This window comes from Streptomyces sp. SM10 (genome assembly GCF_002910915.1).
Lineage (GTDB): Bacteria > Actinomycetota > Actinomycetes > Streptomycetales > Streptomycetaceae > Streptomyces.
Map to the genome: position 1 here is coordinate 1 of NZ_NEUF01000166.1, position 16,777 is coordinate 16,777.

Annotated in this window: 15 protein-coding genes and 3 pseudogenes; 7 read left to right on the forward strand and 11 right to left on the reverse strand. The window is 67.1% G+C overall.

Annotated elements, in window-relative coordinates:
• Nucleotides 1-176 precede the first annotated feature (176 nt).
• Together B9S57_RS27115 and B9S57_RS27125 are read left to right on the forward strand one after the other, a co-directional pair.
• The gene (locus B9S57_RS27115; RefSeq protein WP_103759827.1) at nt 177-1,181 is read left to right on the forward strand and encodes an IS3 family transposase; all 1,005 of its coding nucleotides are present in this window, start codon (nt 177-179) and stop codon (nt 1,179-1,181) included.
• A 311-nt stretch (nt 1,182-1,492) separates the two neighbouring features.
• Nucleotides 1,493-2,380, forward strand: coding sequence for a phosphotransferase family protein (locus tag B9S57_RS27125; RefSeq protein ID WP_103759836.1), 888 nt, complete (start codon nt 1,493-1,495; stop codon nt 2,378-2,380).
• Nucleotides 2,381-2,512: 132 nt separating this feature from the next.
• Here B9S57_RS27125 and B9S57_RS27130 read toward each other — a convergent pair whose 3' ends face one another.
• Complete coding sequence (locus tag B9S57_RS27130; protein ID WP_103759837.1) at nt 2,513-2,746, reverse strand: AlpA family transcriptional regulator; 234 nt, start codon at nt 2,744-2,746, stop codon at nt 2,513-2,515.
• A 418-nt stretch (nt 2,747-3,164) separates the two neighbouring features.
• Between B9S57_RS27130 and B9S57_RS27135 the strand changes: the two genes are divergently transcribed.
• Nucleotides 3,165-4,439 carry a tyrosine-type recombinase/integrase gene (locus B9S57_RS27135; protein ID WP_103759838.1) on the forward strand — a complete coding sequence of 425 codons (1,275 nt, stop codon included), beginning with the start codon at nt 3,165-3,167 and terminating at the stop codon, nt 4,437-4,439.
• A gap of 302 nt (nt 4,440-4,741) precedes the next feature.
• On the opposite strand, the pseudogene B9S57_RS27140 reads toward B9S57_RS27135, so the two are convergent.
• Nucleotides 4,742-5,485, reverse strand: a pseudogene (locus B9S57_RS27140) (transposase); the annotation flags it as partial.
• A 39-nt stretch (nt 5,486-5,524) separates the two neighbouring features.
• Nucleotides 5,525-6,948 (reverse strand): annotated as a pseudogene (locus tag B9S57_RS36535) (UvrD-helicase domain-containing protein); the annotation flags it as partial.
• Here B9S57_RS36535 and B9S57_RS27155 point away from each other — a divergent pair.
• Together B9S57_RS27155 and B9S57_RS27160 are read left to right on the forward strand one after the other, a co-directional pair.
• Complete coding sequence (locus B9S57_RS27155; RefSeq protein ID WP_258036642.1) at nt 6,948-7,463, forward strand: hypothetical protein; 516 nt, start codon at nt 6,948-6,950, stop codon at nt 7,461-7,463. The pseudogene B9S57_RS36535 and the gene B9S57_RS27155 sit on opposite strands and share 1 nt — an antisense overlap.
• A 77-nt stretch (nt 7,464-7,540) precedes the next feature.
• Nucleotides 7,541-10,162 carry a DUF262 domain-containing protein gene (locus B9S57_RS27160; RefSeq protein WP_103759839.1) on the forward strand — a complete coding sequence of 874 codons (2,622 nt, stop codon included), beginning with the start codon at nt 7,541-7,543 and terminating at the stop codon, nt 10,160-10,162.
• 98 nt (nt 10,163-10,260) lie between these two features.
• Here the strand turns inward: B9S57_RS27160 and B9S57_RS34690 are convergent, their stop codons facing one another.
• The 4 genes from B9S57_RS34690 to B9S57_RS35915 form a co-directional block, all read right to left on the reverse strand.
• Nucleotides 10,261-10,434: a hypothetical protein gene (locus B9S57_RS34690; RefSeq protein ID WP_181011493.1), complete on the reverse strand. Its 174-nt coding sequence runs from the start codon at nt 10,432-10,434 to the stop codon at nt 10,261-10,263.
• Between the two features lies 1 nt (nt 10,435).
• A complete protein-coding gene (locus B9S57_RS27165) occupies nt 10,436-10,984 on the reverse strand; it encodes a hypothetical protein (protein ID WP_103759840.1) in 549 nt (182 codons plus the stop codon).
• Nucleotides 10,981-11,853, reverse strand: coding sequence for a ParA family protein (locus tag B9S57_RS27170; protein ID WP_103759841.1), 873 nt, complete (start codon nt 11,851-11,853; stop codon nt 10,981-10,983). Before B9S57_RS27170 ends, B9S57_RS27165 begins: the two co-directional genes overlap by 4 nt.
• Before the next feature lie 233 nt (nt 11,854-12,086).
• A complete protein-coding gene (locus tag B9S57_RS35915) occupies nt 12,087-12,464 on the reverse strand; it encodes an ATP-binding protein (RefSeq protein ID WP_107499031.1) in 378 nt (125 codons plus the stop codon).
• Between the two features lie 227 nt (nt 12,465-12,691).
• On the opposite strand from B9S57_RS35915, the gene B9S57_RS35920 reads away from it, so the two are divergent.
• Together B9S57_RS35920 and B9S57_RS35925 are read left to right on the forward strand one after the other, a co-directional pair.
• A complete protein-coding gene (locus B9S57_RS35920; RefSeq protein ID WP_258036644.1) occupies nt 12,692-13,000 on the forward strand; it encodes a hypothetical protein in 309 nt (102 codons plus the stop codon).
• A 2-nt stretch (nt 13,001-13,002) separates the two neighbouring features.
• Nucleotides 13,003-13,134 carry a hypothetical protein gene (locus B9S57_RS35925; RefSeq protein WP_258036645.1) on the forward strand — a complete coding sequence of 44 codons (132 nt, stop codon included), beginning with the start codon at nt 13,003-13,005 and terminating at the stop codon, nt 13,132-13,134.
• A 513-nt stretch (nt 13,135-13,647) separates the two neighbouring features.
• Here B9S57_RS35925 and B9S57_RS34695 read toward each other — a convergent pair.
• The 4 genes and pseudogenes from B9S57_RS34695 to B9S57_RS27200 all read right to left on the reverse strand — a co-directional run bounded on the left by B9S57_RS34695 (nt 13,648) and on the right by B9S57_RS27200 (nt 16,734).
• On the reverse strand, nt 13,648-13,821 hold the full coding sequence (locus B9S57_RS34695; RefSeq protein ID WP_181011494.1) for a hypothetical protein: 174 nt from the start codon (nt 13,819-13,821) through the stop codon (nt 13,648-13,650).
• A gap of 509 nt (nt 13,822-14,330) precedes the next feature.
• Nucleotides 14,331-14,841: pseudogene (locus B9S57_RS27190) on the reverse strand (universal stress protein).
• Nucleotides 14,842-14,920: 79 nt separating this feature from the next.
• Entirely contained in the window at nt 14,921-15,772 is an 852-nt protein-coding gene (locus B9S57_RS27195) for an ABC transporter ATP-binding protein (protein WP_103759842.1), read from the reverse strand.
• Nucleotides 15,769-16,734, reverse strand: coding sequence for an iron ABC transporter permease (locus B9S57_RS27200; RefSeq protein WP_103759843.1), 966 nt, complete (start codon nt 16,732-16,734; stop codon nt 15,769-15,771). The genes B9S57_RS27195 and B9S57_RS27200 overlap by 4 nt, the downstream gene beginning before the upstream one ends.
• Nucleotides 16,735-16,777: the final 43 nt, after the last annotated feature.

A 16,777-nucleotide genomic window follows, 5' to 3' on the forward strand; every position in this document is an offset into this window, starting at 1 on the left:
GCCCGCCCCAGGAAGCACCCGGCCGAGGCCGAGAACGCCAAGCTGCGGCGGGAGAACGAGCGGCTGCGCACGGAGGTGGACCAGAAGAACGCGGCACTGGAGGTGCTGGGAAAAACACACGCGCTCTTGCAGTCACTGTCCAGGAGCGCGGACTGAGCCACGTCCTGGACGGCCATCTGCACGCGGCGGTCGAGGAGTTGAGGCTGCTGGTGGGCATCGTGGATGCCTGCCGGATCACCGGACGTTCCCGGGCGACCCACCACCGGCGGCTGCATCCCAGGCCGCCGGCACCTGGGCGACCGCGTCCGGCCCCGGTCACCGCACTGTCGGCCGCAGAGCGGGCCACCGTGCTGGCGCTGGTGAACAGCGACGAGTACGCCGAACTTCCGCCGGCCCAGATCTACGCCCGCGAACTGGACGAGGGCCGCTACCACTGCTCCGAGCGCACGATGTACCGGATTCTGAAGGAGGCCGGGCAGGACGGCGAGCGGCGCCGGATCGCCACCCATGGTGCCAGGACCGTGCCCGAGCTGGTCGCCGACGCCCCTTCGCAGGTGTTCACCTGGGACATCACGAAGCTGGCGGGTCCGGACAAGGGCATCTGGTATCACGCCTACGTCATCATCGACATCTACAGCCGCTACATCGTCGGCTGGACAGTGGAGCGGGCCGAATCAGCCGACCGGGCCGAGGAGCTGATCCGCGAGACGATCCTGCGCAACGGCATCGTGCCCGAGACCGTGCACGCCGACCGGGGCACCTCCATGACCTCCAAGAAGGTCTCCCAGCTGCTGATTGACCTCGGTGTCACTCGCAGCCACTCACGCCCCAAAGTGAGCAACGACAACCCCTACAGCGAAAGCCACTTCAAGACCGCCAAGTACCAGCCCGACTTCCCGCGCAGGTTCGACTCGCTGACGCACGCCCGGGAGTGGATGGACGGCTTCATCAGCTACTACAACCACGTCCACCGGCACTCCGGGATCGGCTACCACACGCCGGCCAGCGTGCACTTCGGCACCGCGGAACTGGTACGTGAGCAACGAGCCACCACCCTCACAGCCGCCTACGAACGGCACCCGGAACGGTTCAACCGCCGCCCCGTCCCACCATCGATCCCCCGCCAGGCATGGATCAACGACCCCGCCAAGCGACACCAAACCGAACGACAGAACTCATAGCGCCACATTCGTTTCATTTGACTTGACAGGCACCGGGCAGCGCGCCGATTCAACACAGCGGTGAACGGACACGCAGACGCCTACAAACGGTCTCGTGCGATCTCGCGGACGAAGCTGGCCTCTCTGCTCATGGCCAAGGGCGACCCTCGCCAGGCGGCGGCGCTCGGCCACGACGCCTTGAACGAGGTAGGCCGACTCACCTCACGGCGAGCTGCCGACGATCTGCGGCAGCTCGGTCGCTTCGCCTCGAAGCATCGGACTGTCCAGGAGGCTTCAGCACTGCGAGATCGGATCGCCACTACGGTTTCCGCATGACTCCTTCGGCATCCGAATCTGCACGTCACGTCCTGAAGCAGGCTTGTTCGGCGGTGGGATTGGACTCCGACGGAGCGGAGCCTCTCCGCTTGGCCGAGAACCAGATATGGCGGCTGCCTCGTCAGCGAGTGATCGTGCGGATCGCCCGGGGAGGACAGAGCGCTGCGGCGGCCCGCGAAGTGCGCGTCGCACGCTGGCTCGCCCATGAGAACGTCCCGGCCGTTCGCCTGGCCGACGTGGAGCAGCCGGTAGAGGCAGACGGTAGACCCGTGACCTTCTGGGTGGAACTGCCACCGCAGCAGCACGGCTCGGTTGAGGATGTCGCTGAACTCCTCACGAGGCTCCACTCCCTGCCCACGCCGGCGATCGAGCTGGGGTACCTCGATCCCTTCGTCCGGGTCGGCGAACGGCTGCACGCGGCCACCACGATCCGCGACGACGACAAGCAGTGGCTGAACGCCCTTCACCACGACCTCGTAGCGTCCTGGGCCGAGCGGCCGGCCGGTCTTCCCGATCGGGCCGTGCACGGTGACGCCTGGCCCGGCAACATCGTCCGCACGGCCGATGGGGTCCTGATGATGGACCTGGAGCGCTTTTCTGTCGGGCCGCCGGAGTGGGATCTCGTGTCCACTGCCGTGCGCGCGAAGACCACGGGCGCCGTCAGCGCCCGCGAGTACGACCGCTTCTGTGCGGTGTACGGGTACGACGTGACGGCGTGGGAGGGCTATCCCGTCCTCGCGCGCGCCCGTGAGCTACGCATGGTTACGTACGCGGCGCAGCACTCAGCCAGCAACGCTGAGTGGAGAAGCCAGGCGCAGTACCGGATCGACTGTCTCCGTGGTCGGTCCGGCCCACGGCCGTGGTCCTGGACGGGAATCCTCTGACCCGGGGCGCTTCAGAAAGGGCATCCGACGCAGGTCAAATGCCTTTTCAAGGCGAAGCCGCAGGCGACGGTAGACGAGTTCGCCCTGCACGCCGGGTTCTGTCGCCCTCGACGAACAGGCGTCCTCGCCGATTCAGACCGAGCGATCCACCGCCCGAGCTTCCAGCCACGCCTCTACCTCCGGCCAGCGGTAGCGCAAATAGCGGCCAACCTTGTGGGCTCGTGGCCCCTGGTGTCGGTGATTCCATACGTAGACCGTGTTCAGAGGCACGCCCAGGAAGTCGGCCAGCTCCTCCGCGCTCATCAAGGGACAACGGCCCCCCGCGCCACCAGCGGCTTCTTCCGCACGGGCAGTGGTTCGACGCATGGGTACTCCAGAACGGTTCGAAGCGGGCAGGAAAGAACAATGTGAGCGGCATTCCGCTGCGGTGATGCACGGAACATTCTCACTAAATTCCGGCCGGACCAAACAGAGAGCCTTTCAACGAAATGCCTACGACTGTCGCGAACTCTCGAAGAGCAAAGGAGAATCTTCGCCGAGGGTTCGGCGAGCCCTCGTCGAGCCCTCAGCGAGCGTTCGTCTAGGTAAAAACTTCCCTACCAATCTGCACCCTTTGTCGCGAAGACCCCAGGAATGCATTTGACATCTCCAGCTCACCTGGATCAACATCCGATTCACTCAGGGCGCGATGAACGAACACACGGTCTCGTGGTCAACGATGACCCTGATTAAAGAGAGTCCACAAATAAACTCAAAGGGCCGTTGGAAGCTAGGAGTTGAGTCGATGCCGTACGACCGCTGGCACAAGTCGCGCCCGAAAGACGGGGAGTCGTCCTGCAAGGAACACGGCAAAGTTCCGACGCGGGATCATGGGACGGGGAAGCGGTGGCAGGCCCGATGGCGCAACCGGGAGGATGTCCAGCAGACGGAGCTGTTCCGCACCGAGGCCGAAGCCCGCAGGCACGAGACCAAGATGCGGTCCGGAGTGGACGACGGCTCGTACATCAACCCTCGCGCCGGTGAGGTCAGAGTCGGTGAACTCGCCCTTACGTGGCTCAAGGGGCACGAACACAAGAATCCACGGACTTACCGACGCCACAAGGAGCGGATTCTCCTGCACGTCGTTCCTACCGCAGTTGGGAAGATGCGCGTAAAGGACGTGAACGCCTCATCTTTGCTGGACTGGCTGCACGACCGTCGCAGGCTGCTCGAAAGTTCCACGCTGCGCCTGGTCTTCGACAATCTTCGGGCTGTCTTTGACCTGGCCGTGGACGACAGCCTGATACACAAAAATCCGTGCCTCGCCAAATCGGTGCAGGACGCCAAGCCGAAGCGAGGAGGTGGCGGCCGGGCAGAGCTGACCCTGACATGGGAGGACACCGAGAAGATCCGTGCCGAACTTCCCGACCGCTATAAAGCACTCGTCGACTGTGGTCGCGGCCTGGGTCTTCGGCAAGGAGAGATATTCGGCCTGTCACCAGAAGATATCGACTGGGCACATCCGGACGGCGCCATAGTGCACGTGCAACGGCAAGTAGTCCACGACGGCTCGTTCCTCGCATACGCCCTCCCCAAGGGCGGAGACGACGAGGACCCGAAGGACCGGTGGGTCGAGTTGACTGACGACGTGGCCATCCCCCTGCGCGAGCACATGCAGAAGTACCCGCCGGTCGAGGTGACCCGACCGTGGGGCAGCAAAGGCGGCGACCCGGCCACGGTGCGGCTGATCTTCTACACCCGGGAGAAGACCGCCATTCAGTCGAATTGGTTCAACTCCTACCGCTGGAAGCCCGCCCTGGCGTCGGCCGGCCTCATCAAGCCCCTTGAGCCCGACGCGAAGGGACGACGCTGGGAGAAGTCCCGCGACGTGATGATGCACGCGCTCCGACACCTGTACGCGTCGATGATGATCAGCGGCGGTGTAGACGTGTACACGCTCGCGGACCGACTCGGACACGCCGATCCCGCGTTCACCCTGCGTAAATACGTGCACCGGGTCGTGGGAGCAGGTTCCAAGGTCCGCATCGCGGTCCGGAGCGCCTACACCAGGGCCGCGTGACTCCTGCACCGTTCGGCTTGTGCAACAACCGTGCAAGAGGATTTTCGAGGGGTGTCATTTACGCAGGTCAGAAGCTTTGTTCCGGGACGCATCTGACGGGTGGGGTGTTGCGCCCCTTGGCGGCACGGCGTACGACACCCCCAAATGGCTGACGACCTGCGGATATACCCATTCTCGACCCTCCATTGATCACCGCTGTTCTTCATCACCATGTGCAACGCGCCTGCAAGATGATCTTTCATGACTGCCAGAGGTAGCTGAGTGACCGTCAGCTTTTACGGAGGGTTGTCGCCGAAGCAGCCTCCTCGGCTCGTTTGCCGGTCGTAGAACATCCGCGAGTTCGGGTCGTAGCGGACGCTGCCGAGCACGGAGGTGTAGAAGACCCGCTGGAGCTTCAGTGGTAGGTGATGGGCCGGTGAAGGTTGCCGCTGACCTTGCCCGAGTCACGTGGTATTGGGGCGACGCCAGCGGAGGCCGCCGGCGCGTCCGGGGAGTCGAACTCGTCCAGGTCGCCGCCGATGGCGGTGGGGAACCCGGCGCCGGGGGTGGCGCCGATGCCTGGGACGCTCAGGAGGATGTCGGCGAGGTCGCACTCGCGAAACCGGCCCTCGACTAGCTTGCATCTCCCGAATCTGCTCGATGAGGGCCATCACCTCCTCGGCCAGGGTGGGGACCAGCTTCGCGATGGTCTGTTCCCCGGGAATCGCGGTGTGCGGCCGCTCCGCCGCCTCGACAGCAGCTTCGGCGAGGGCTCCGGCGTTGCGGACCTTGCGGTTGGCCAGCCACTTCGTCAGCCGAGCGATGCCAGCGCGGCGGATCACGGCGGGTGCCTGGTAGCCCGTCAGCCCCTCCAGGGGCCGGTGTTGGTCACGTCCAGGGACCGTTCCAGAGCCGGGAACATGCTCAGCAGGATGCCGCGCAGGCGGTTCACTGAGCGGGTGCGGTCCTCAACCAGGTCGGCCGGCCAGCAGCTTCAGCTCGATCGCGGCTTCGTCGCCGGGACGGATGGGCTGCAGGTCGCGACGCATCCTGACCTGGTCTGCGAGGGCTTCTGACTAAGGCGGCGCCGGAGCATACGCTCGGCATCACGCCGCGAGGAACTCACTGGCCCGCCCGCTGTACGACACATACAGCGCCTCCCGCGCCCGGGTGCAGGCGACGAACAGCAGGCATCGTTCGGCGGCCAGGTCCGTGGTGTGCTGGATGCGGTCCACCTCGGCCGGGGTGACGGCCGGCGTGAAGGGGAAGGCGCAGCGGGTGACCCCTGCCACGGCGACGCACCGGTATTCCAGCCCCTTCATGCTGTGCAGCGTCGACACCCGTACCCCGACCGCGCTCTCCGGTTCCCCGACCCGCACCCGCACCACGGGGATGCTGGCCCCGGCGAGGCGGTCGCCGAGCTTGCCCGCCAGGGTATTGAAGCGGGCGCAGACTGCGATGTCCGAGGGCGCAACCCCGGCGTTCATCCAGTCGCGCACTCGGCGCACGACGGCGTCGGCCTCCTCGTTCTCGCTGCCGTGCCCCTCGCACACGGGCTGTGTGCCGTGCAGCAGCGAGCGGTATCCGGTGAGGGCGTCGTGGGCGTCGCCGGTCAGATCGGCGACGGGCTCGCTGTCGAGCAGGCCGCGGGCCCAGCACAGGATCTACTGGGTGGAGCGGTAGTTGACGCGCAGTCGTCCGCTGCGTCCCGCGACGGAGATGCCGAGGGAGCGCAGCGAGACCCGGGCATCGTAGATCCGCTGGTGCGGGTCGCCGGTGACGAACAGGTCGTCGGGGCCTTCGGCCGCCAGGACGCGCAGCAGGCGCCATTGCGCCGGATGCAAGTCCTGCGCCTCGTCCACGACGACATGGTCGTACGACGGTCCCGCACCCGGCTTGTCGCGCAGCAGCCGGGTGGCCTCGGCGCAGACCTGGAGCCAGGAGTGCGCCCGGTCACGGGTCAGGCCGTCCTCGAACAGGGTCACGGCCTGCCAGACGCAACGCCGTTGGGGCTGCCCGAGCGCGCTGTCGCGTCCACGCCGTTCGCACGTCAGGTACTCCTCCTCGCTCCGCAGGTCCTGGGCGAGGACCACGTGCCGGTACTCCTGGGACAGGAACGACTCGTTCCAGGGCAGTTCGAGGCGGCGGGCCACGCGCTGCCAGCGGGTGCGCTCGTCCCGGTCGCCGAGCGCGGTCCCCGGGTTGCCGCGCAGTTGCCGTACGACGCGGTGAGCGACGGCGTCGACCGTGGTGACGTCGACACGGGCGAGCAGCGCCGGTCGTGGTAGAGCAGCAGGGCGAGGCTGCTCTGCAGGAAACGGGCCAGGGCTCCGGTGTAGGTGGTGAGGAGGACGCGCGTGTCGGGTGCCCGGTCCAGGAGGTGCTTGACCCGGCGCAGGGCGACGACCGTCTTTCCGGTGCCGGGGCCGCCGGTGATCTGGGCGGGTCCGGCATAGCCGGGCCGGTAGGCGATGCACCGCTGGGTGGGGTGGAGGAAGGTCCGCCAGGCGGTGAAGGGCTTGGTCAGGATTGCTCACCGAGGCGGCCCGCACCGCTCAGCGCGCCTTCGAGGAGGTCGGCGCGGCGAAGGACGTACTGGACGACGCCTCGGACCTGGGCGAGGACCAGACGACCGCACTCGCGGAGACCCTGCGGCGCGGAGCCCGGGCCGAGGTCCCGGCACTGCTCGGCACCCTGCGGGCCCAGGCGGTGCGTGTCGAACGCTCCGAGGCCGTCCGTACGATCGCCAACCGCATTCTCGGCAACGGCGGACCGGACGAGCCGGCCGCCCTGGCCCTCGTCCCCGTACGACGACGAGGAGAAGGCGAGCGCGAGCCTCGCCGACCTGTGGGAGCGTCAGGAACACCTGGAGCGGGTTCAGGACCGGTGCGCGGGGAGCAGGTGGAGCACGTCGCGGCGCACCTGGTCGCGCCCGCGGAGCGGATCGTCGACCGGACCTTCCTCGACGTCCGGTTCACGCGGGCGACACTTGACGAGACGGACCGGGCTTACGCGCTGTGGTGTGCGTGCCTCGACGAGGGCTGAAGTGCCCTGACTATCAGCGAGAAGCCCTAAGCTCCTTCCCACGCGCTACGACCGGACCGATCGCCGAGGGGGACGCCGTGCAGGCGAAGGAGACGCTGTTCGCCGATCTTGTCCAGGGCAGGGCACAGCAGTTCCAGGTGCCGCTCTATCAGCGGACATACTCCTGGACGGAGAAGCAGCTCAGACAGCTGTGGACCGACATTCTGGAGCAGGCCGAGCTGCTGGAGTCCGGGGAGAAGGCGAGCACACACTTCCTGGGGTCCGTGGTGCTCGCGCCGTCGCCACAGAACGAGGCGACGTTCCCCCGCTGGCTCGTCGTCGACGGTCAGCAGCGGCTGACCACGCTGTCGCTCGCCCTGGCCGCGATCCGCGACCACATAGCGGACGGCGAGCCGGACGAGGCCGAGCGCATCGACGAGGAATACCTCATCAACAAGCGCAAGAACGGCAGCGATCGCTTCCGGCTACTGCCGACCCAGGCTGACCGGGCGCAGTTCGCGGCGTACGTTCGCGGGCCGCTCTCGGAGCAGGCCTCCGACGGAGCCGTCGCCGCCGCCTACGGCTTCTTCCGCCGCAAGCTCGTCGAGGCCGCCGATCCGGCCGCCCCGCAGGACGTGCTCCGCATCGAGGAGGCCATCACCTCCCGGCTCACGCTGGTGGCGGTGACAGCCGAGCGCGCGGACAACGTGCACCGCATCTTCGAGTCCCTCAACAACACCGGCCTCAAGCTGAGCCAGGCCGACCTGCTGCGCAACTACCTGTTCATGCGGCTGCCCACCCGCGGTGAGCGCATTTACGAGACCTACTGGCTTCCGCTGCAGGACAGTCTGAGCAACGACGAGCTGGAACAGCTCATGTGGTTGCAGCTGGTGCTCGACGGAGACGACCGGGTCCGCCGCCAGGACCTCTACGCGGCTCAGCAGCAGCGCTTCGAGCGCGGTGAGGTCAGCGAAGCGGAGATCGAGGCGTACATCAAGGAGTTGTACCGGCGCGGCGCCCTCTTCCGTCGGCTGCTGCACCCCGAAGTGGAGCCGAACGCGGCCGTCCGCGCCCATCTGCACCGCTTGGACACCTGGCAGGCCCAGGTCACCTACCCCGCTCTGATGCTGCTGCTCGACCGACGCGAGCGCAGGGACCTCAACTCCGCGGACACGGCCCGCGCGATGTCGTACATCGAGAGCTTCCTGGTACGCCGGATGATGTGCCGCGTGCCGACGAACAACCTCAACAGGATCTTCCAGGCGGTGCCCGGGCAACTGCCGCTCGACATGCCCGTCGCTGACGGGCTGCACCAGCTCCTCTCCGCCGAGAACCGCTTCTGGCCCGATGACGACGAGCTACGCGAGAAGGTCCGGACGGCACCCTTCTACAAGTTCGGACGCGGGCACCAGCGCAAGCTGGTGCTCCAGCGGCTGGAGGAGAGCTACGAGCATCCCGAACCGGTCGACTTCGCCGCCGCGCAGCTCACCATCGAGCACGTCATGCCGCAGTCGCCGGGCGACGAGTGGCTCCGGATGTTGAGCGAGGACGTGGTCGCCGGCGAGAGCGCGGAGGACCTGCACTCCCGGCTTCAGCACACGCTCGGGAACCTGACGCTGACCGCGGTCAACGCGGAGCTGTCCAACCACCCCTTCGAGCGCAAGCAGGACCTGCTCCAGGGCAGCCACCTGGAGATGAACCGCCGCATCGCGGCCACAGAACGGTGGGGCGCGGACGAGATCCGCGCGCGTGCCGACGAACTCGCCGACCGCGCGATCGCGCTGTGGCCGGCTCCGTTGCGCGGAGTCGGCCGAGCGGAGCGGAGCCGGGACTGGAACCTGGCCCACCAGGTGCTCGCCGCGCTCCCCCACGGCACCTGGACGTCGTACGGCGATCTCGCGGCGTTCATCGGCTCCGGCGCCCAGGCCGTGGGCAACCATCTGGCCAACACGCCGGGGGTGGCCAACGCGTACCGGGTGCTCACCTCCGAGGGCAAGGTCTCCGACGGCTTCCGCTGGACGCCTCAGGACGTGGGAAGCGATGTCCGCGCCCGGCTGAGCGCAGACGGCGTGCGCTTCACGGCCAACGGGGCCGCCGATCCGGCGCAGCGCCTCTCCGCCGACGACCTCGCTCTGCTGGTCGGCGGCGCCGAAGACGATCAGGCCGACGTCAGGGAGGATGCGGCGCAGCGCACCTCGGAGAGCCAGGGTGAGCAGACGCACGCCGACCCGTTCTACCTCCAGCTCGTGGCGGAAAACTCCCCCGAGCGGCGGTTCTTCCGTCAGCTCGCGGCGGACAACTCCCGCGAGACGGTGGAGGCGGTGCGTGAGCTCTTCGCCCGCTGGGAGGGACTCGGCGGCTGGATCAACACGGTGGGACACGACAGCACCGGCGCGTTCCTCATGCTGGGTGAGGCGAGTGCCCCGGGCAGTGGGATGTCGCCGATGAGCCTCACCCCGGGCTGCGGGCTGGGCGGCTCGGTGTACGTCGCCTTCCACGGACTGGCCGGACACGAGTCCTTCACCGACCACGCCCTGCGTGCCGAGCTTCTCAGGCGCCTCAACGAACTTGAAGGTGTCGACCTCCAGGAGAGGGAGCCGGGGCGGGGACCGGACCCCAGCTTCCAGCTGTCCGTTCTGGAGAAGGACCGCAACCGTGAACTGCTTGTAGAGACTCTGACCTGGTTCCGGGACCGCTGGGAGAGTCGGGGCACGGACTGAGGCAGGGACTCAGGGGGCCCAGGTTGATCGTCACGAGTCGAACAGTGCCCCCTGGCGGTCCGCCCCTCGCCAAGGGGCGCGAGCAAGGACGAGCCCCCTTACCTCAGCCGCGCCCGCCCGCGTAACAGGCGGGCGACGGGCGGCATCTGCTGGCCGGTGGTGAACAGGGCGTCGAAGAGGAGGATGGTGCGGCCCTCGACACGGCGCTCGATGCGGATGGCCTTGGCATGGGCGGCGGCCGCGAGGCGTTTGGCTCGTCGCGCCCAGCTCACCTCAGGTCGACGAGTCCTCGGCCGCCGGGCCGACGGCCTCATCTTGCCGCAAAGCGGGCTGTTCCGGCCGTCCCCGGAAGGCGGCTCCCTTGGCTGTCCGCGATTCGACGCGTTCCACGATGCGGTCGATGACCCGTTGAGGGTCCTTCCACTTCAGCGCCAGCCGGTCGTGGTCCATCCCGTGCTCGGAGACGATGTCCCGCAGTTGTTCGAGGCCGAGCTCGCTCAGGCTCGAACGGAGCCCCGTCTCGCCGGATTCGGCGAGCACCGCGAACGGGTCGATCACTCCCGGCGCTCGTCGGCTACGCCTCGGGCGTTCTGCCGGCCGAGGTGCGGTCTGCGCATCGGGAGGCGTCAGCGCCTTGGCCAGTGCTCGAGCGAAGCGTGTCGTGCGTGCGGCTTCGGACGCCACCACGCCGAGGACACGTGCGAGCGTCGCCGCGAGCTCCGGGTCGGAGGCGCCGAGCTTGGTCAGGGCTTCTACGGCCTCCCGCACCTGGGCATTCAGGAGACCGTTACCGTCGGGCCGACTGTCGCTCTGCTCGGTCACGCCTTCTCCTCGACCAGTTCGATGAACTCCTGCGTCATGCCACGGAAAGCGTCGAACCCGCCCTGGTAGCCGTACTTCTGCCGCAGGGTACCGCGACCGACGAACTCCGCCGAACCGGCGATGTCGTTCTTCTCGGGGATGAAGGTCGGCAGCACGGCGGGGAGCTTCTTGTCGCCCTGAAGTCCCCTGACGGTGTTCCAGTGGACCGTCGAGTTGGCCTTGTATTTCGTGATGACGATGCCGATCTCCTTGATGGTCTCCCCCAGGTCGTCCGCGAAGGCCCGCACCCGCCGCTGGATCTGAGGGATGCCGTAGGTGGACAGGACGTCGGGAATGGTCGGGATGATGTATCCCTCGGAGATGCGCAGACCGTTCAAAGTGACGATTCCGAGGTTGGGAGGGCAGTCGACGAGGACGTAGTCATAGTCATCAATGATCTTCCGGATCGCCTTGCGCAGGAGATCGGTGGGGTTGTTGGCGTGGAATCGCCCCCTGGGCATGGACGCCAGGCGGTCCTGGACGTCGATGAGGTCCAGCGAAGAAGGCAGGAGGTCCACCTTCGTCACAGCGTCAACGGAAGAGACATTGCGCTGGAGGGTTTTCTCCAGGTCGAACTCCAGAGGCTCGTCCTCGGGCCGGAGGGCATCCTTGAACAGGGTCGCCAGGGTGTATCCCTCGTCGTTGAGCTCCTCCCACCTCTCCTCCCCGATCAGGACCGTGGTCAGATTGGTCTGCGGGTCGAGATCGACCACCAGGACCCGCTTGCGGAACTCCGCGGAGAGGAACTCCGCAAGTCCGGCCGTGGTCGTGGTCTTCCCGACTCCGCCCTTCAGGTTGATGGTCGAGATGACATGGGCTTTGGGTGCCATGTGCTTCTTCCTCCGTTTGAGGTAGCGCTGAATCTGACTCGCCTGGAAAACCGGACCGCTCCGCAGGTCCGCCACGGGAACGGGGAAGCCTTGGTCACGGGCACGCCAATTCGCTACGACCGTCCGGCCGACCCCCGCCATCTCCGCCACTTCAAACAGTCCTACGAGTTGGTCTTCCGCCTCGGGCGTGCCTCCCATGACATCTCCCCGTGAACGGTCTTCACGCTTACCCGTTAAGCGTGAAGGCCGTTCACAACCACCGTCAATCCCCAACCTCGTTGGTTGGGAGCACAGGCGAGTTCAAGCGCCCCCTTGCGCGCGGGTTTACGCCGGGCGCACTCCGTCCACACCGTCTTCCCTCCAGGGTGGTGCGGCTCGCAACCCCAGGCGTCGGCGAGCGAGGCGACGAGGAGCAGACCGCGTCCGGACTCGCCGTCCGCGTCAGGCGTCGGCGCGGGGAGACGGTCGCCTCGGGCGTCCGTGACCTCGATCGGCAGGGTGCCGGACGTGAGGGTCAGGGCAAGGCGGGCGTGACAGCCCCGTACGCGACCGTGCAGGGTGGCGTTCGCGGTGAGTTCCGCAATGAGGAGGGAGGCCGTGGTCGCGTCCACGTCGCTGGCCGCGACCTCTGGACAGTCCCGCTGGTTTGCTGGGTCACCTCACCGAGAGTGACAGAGTGTTTCTACTGTGTGGAGGGTGCGGGGCGGTACGGAGGGGGACCGTCCCGGGGCGGAGGGCGGGATGTGCGGGCGTAGGGTCGTGACCTGGCCGGGCGTTCCTGGCGTACACCCTCCCCAAGGGCGGAGACGAGGAGGACCCGAAGGACCGGTGGGTCGAGTTGACCGACGACGTGGCCATCCCCCTGCGCGAGCACATGGAGAAGTACCCGCCGGTCGAGGTGACCCGACCGTGGTGCAGCAAAGGCGGCGACCCGGTCACGGTGCGGCTGATCTTCTACACCCGGGAGAAGACCGCCATCCAGTCGAACTGGTTCAACTCCTATCGCTGGAAGCCGGCTCTGGCAGCAGTTGGCCTCATCAAGCCCCTCGATCCCAGCGAGAAGGGACGACGCTGGGAGAACTCGCGCGACAAGATGATGCACGCCCTCCGGCACCTGTACGCAGCGATGATGTCAATGGCGGGGTAGACGTGTACACACTCGCGGACCGGCTCGGACACGCCGATCCTGCGTTCACGCTGCGTAAGTACGTGCACGGGATCGCGGGAGCCGGTTCCAAGATCCGCATCGCGGTGCGGAGCGCATACATACGGGCCGCATAGGCCGAACTCCACGGCATGTGCAACGTACGTGCAAGATGATCTTCAGAGAGGGCCGTTCGTGCAGGTCAGAAGCGTTGTACATGAGTTCCGGGACATCTGAAAGCCTGCAAAAATGGCACCGTCACACCCCTTCTGACCTGCACAAATGCGAGTCGAGGCGGGGTGTGACGGAGTCCCTGGGACTTTTCTGGGACTTTGAACCAGGAGCGACGGCTTCCCGAACAGCGCGCTCTCCACAGGATGAGTAATCGAAAACTTGTCGCACTGGACGCAGACGGCAAAGCAGCAGGCCATAAAGGCTTTCGGGTCCCGAAGCGAGGTCAGCGGACGACCCGAGCGTCAAATGAGCGTCACGGCCGTATGTCGGTTCGGCACGGGCAATATGGCATTGCATGGCAACCTGCAGTACGGCAGCACCTCGACCGTGGCAGCGCGCAGCCTTTGTCCCTCACGCGGGCTCGGGTCGGGATCTGCGGCCCGGCAGTGCGCCCCGGATGCTTGACTGCCGACGCATCAGGGCCGGTAGATCAATTCAATGAGCAGCGCGCCGATCAGCATCCAGGCTCCGATCCCGAGCAGCCACAGCGCCTCGGTGAGGGATCCGACGACGATCAGCACCGTCGCAGCAAGCAGGAGAGCGTAGAGGAGCCGCTTCATACCGCGGTCGCTGCGAGGAAGGACGATCATCACCGCCGCCTCTGGGCATCGAACTGAAGTGCAGATGTCGGAGTGCTGGGAGTAACCGGCAGTGGGGCGAGGGCCCGTCATCTACCAACGGTAGATGTGGATCGCGCACCGAACTGAGGACCGTGCGGAAGCTCGCCGTTTCGTGACGGGCCTCCAGCGGGTTCGGCTGAGTCGAACTGCTGACTCAGGATGCGCAACCGAGCCACGGCCTGCTGCAGATCATCATGCGCGCGCTGTTCTTCTCGAGGGCTGAAGCGGACGGGAGCACAGATGCTGTCGCGTGTCCTGCGGATACGGGCGTAGGCGTCGAAGCAGCCGAGCACCTTCTGAATGATGGTTTCCTGTGGCGCGGAGGGGCACGAATCCAAGCCATCATCCGAAAAGGACATCACAGGGGTTCCTTTGTCTCACACGAGATGCTGTCCAGGATTTCCTCCGCAGGGGTTCCGACTTGACCTCGCCGCCGCTTTCAGACTCCTGGCCCACGCACGCGAGCCATCGTGGACCCCTCATCGCCCTGGTTCCCTCGTCATGTACGGCACGGACCACGTCCTGCGCCGTATTGCGGCGATTTCGGCTTCGAGCGGGTTCGGGGGACGGCGAGCACAGGGCACGGTGCGTGTGCCAGGCAATGCCTGGCCACCGGCGCCCGTAGTCCAGGGAGCCACCTGCCGCGGATGCCGTGCCGACGACCAACAGATCGTCGGACGACCGAACAGCATCGACGAGAACCGCCCCCGGGTCGCCACGAACGGTACGCCCGACCAGAGTGACTCCCCGCCTTCCGGCGGCGAACGCCGTGTCCAGAACCGTGCACAGATCTTCCACCGCCGTTTCCCGGCACTCCCTCAGCACGGCCGGGCCGTACGTGGCACGGCTGCCCAGCCCTCCACCGGGCAGTTGCCAGGCCAGGACCGCATAAAGTTCCGCGTTGTGCTCCTGGGCTTCGGCAGTGGCCCGGTGGAGGGCCGTGAGGCTTCCCAGGGAACCACTCACACCGACCACAACTCTCCGCCGCACCGCATGTCCTCTTGGTCGTCCTGTCCCGGACTTCCATTGAACGGCGGTCCGAGGGCTCCGGGCGGCATTCCCCCGCGCTTCAGTGTTCGGTCGTCCTGGTCAGGTGGGTGTTGTGCTTCTCCGGGCTCCTCTCATTAACCGGTTCCGGCCTGCCGCCGCTCGTGATGGGCCGGGCGGCGTAGGTGATGCGGATGACGCCGTCCGCGTGGCGTTCGGTGGTGGCGTGGACGCCAAAGACGTCGGCGAGAAGGTCCGGAGTAAGTACCTCCAGAACCGGTCCGGCCGCCGCCACGGCTCCGTCGCTCAGGATCACCAGGTGGTCGCAGAGGCGAACGGCGAGGTCGAGATCGTGCAAGACCGCGAGAGTGCTCACTCCTGTGGAACGGATCAGGTCGAGGAGTTCGAAGCGGGCTCGGATGTCGAGGTGGTTGGTCAGTTCGTCCAGGACCAGCAGACGCGGCTCCTGGGCCAGGGCGCGCGCCAGAAGAACACGTTGGCGTTCGCCTCCGGACAGGGAGGCGTACTCCCTTGCCGCGAAGGGGCGGATGCCGCAGCGATCGATCGCGTCGGCGACGGCGCGGCGGTCGTCGGGGCCCTCCCGGCCGACCAGTCCATGGTGGGGGGTGCGGCCCAGCTCGACGATCTCCTTCACTGACAGTCCCCCTGTGCTGCCCGCCGGGTCCTGGAGGACCGCGGCGGTACGGCGGGCGGCGGTACGGGGCGCGAGCCGCCAGACGTCGTCGTCACCGACCCTCACGACACCCTTGCTGGGGCGGAGTGAGCGGTAGACGGTCCGGAGAAGGGTGGATTTGCCGCTGCCGTTGGGGCCGACGAGTCCGACGACGGTTCCGGGCAGGACCTCCAGGTTGACTCCTTGGAGGACGGGTGTGCCTTCCAGTTCGACGTGGACCTGGTCGACGGTGAGCTTCATGCGGTGTCCAAGCCCTTGTTGCGGCGCAGCAGCCAAACGAAGAACGGGGCGCCGAGCAGGGCGGTAAGGATACCGAGCGGCAGTTCGTTCGGGCGGATGAGGGTGCGGGAGAGGAGGTCGACGAGGACGAGGTAGACGGCTCCGAGCAGCGCGGTGAGCGGGAGGAGCCGCCGGTTGTCCGCGCCGACGGTGAGGCGTACGAGGTGGGGGATCATCAGCCCGACGAAGCCGATGCCGCCGGCCACCGCGATGACCGAGCCGGTGAGCAGCGCGGTGATGACGAGCAGGACGGCGCGCAGGCGGTTGACGTCCACGCCGAGTGCGGTGGCGGATTCGTCGCCCGCGAGGACGGCGTTGAGCTGCCGGCCGAAGAGCCCGAGCAGGGCGGTGCAGGTCAGGACGATCGTCGCGACGACGGGCAGTTGGTTCCACTGGGCTCCGGCAACGCTGCCGAGCATCCAGAACATGACGGTGCGCAGTTCGGTGGGGGTGGCCCAGAGTTGGACGAAGCTGGTCGCGGAGAGCAGGACGTAGCCGACCGCCACACCCGCGAGGACGAGGCGGGTGGGTGCCAGTCGTCCTCGGCGGCGGCCGAGGGCGAAGACCACCGCCCCGGTGGCGAGAGCACCCAGGAAGGCCGCCCCCGCCACCCCCACGCCCCCGATGCCGATCCCGCCCAGGGTGATGACCAGGACCGCTCCGAAAGAGGCCCCGTAGGAGAAGCCGAGCACGGTCGGGTCGGCCAGCGGGTTGGTGACGAGGGTCTGCAGGACTGCACCGGCCACCGCCAGTCCGGCTCCGGCAAGGGCCGCGAGCAGGACACGGGGCGTGCGGAAGTTCCACACGATCTGGTCCAGTGCTGGGTCGTCCGTGGCCCCCTGCCCCGTGATGTGGTGGGCCACGATGGTCCAGACGTGGGCGACCGGTATGGTCACCGCGCCGATGCTGATCGCTGTGATCATGGCGGCGATCAGCGCGGCGAGCAGGACGGCGACGCCGAGAGAG

Excerpts from the sequence above, each read along its gene's own strand:
- B9S57_RS27125 (WP_103759836.1), top strand. The coding sequence starts at position 1,493 with ATGACTCCTTCGGCATCCGAATCTGCACGTCACGTCCTGAAGCAGGCT.
- B9S57_RS27130 (WP_103759837.1), bottom strand. The coding sequence starts at position 2,746 with ATGCGTCGAACCACTGCCCGTGCGGAAGAAGCCGCTGGTGGCGCGGGG.
- B9S57_RS27135 (WP_103759838.1), top strand. The coding sequence starts at position 3,165 with ATGCCGTACGACCGCTGGCACAAGTCGCGCCCGAAAGACGGGGAGTCG.
- B9S57_RS27170 (WP_103759841.1), bottom strand. The coding sequence starts at position 11,853 with ATGGCACCCAAAGCCCATGTCATCTCGACCATCAACCTGAAGGGCGGA.
- B9S57_RS34695 (WP_181011494.1), bottom strand. The coding sequence starts at position 13,821 with ATGATCGTCCTTCCTCGCAGCGACCGCGGTATGAAGCGGCTCCTCTAC.
- B9S57_RS27195 (WP_103759842.1), bottom strand. The coding sequence starts at position 15,772 with ATGAAGCTCACCGTCGACCAGGTCCACGTCGAACTGGAAGGCACACCC.
- B9S57_RS27200 (WP_103759843.1), bottom strand. The coding sequence starts at position 16,734 with ATGATCACAGCGATCAGCATCGGCGCGGTGACCATACCGGTCGCCCAC.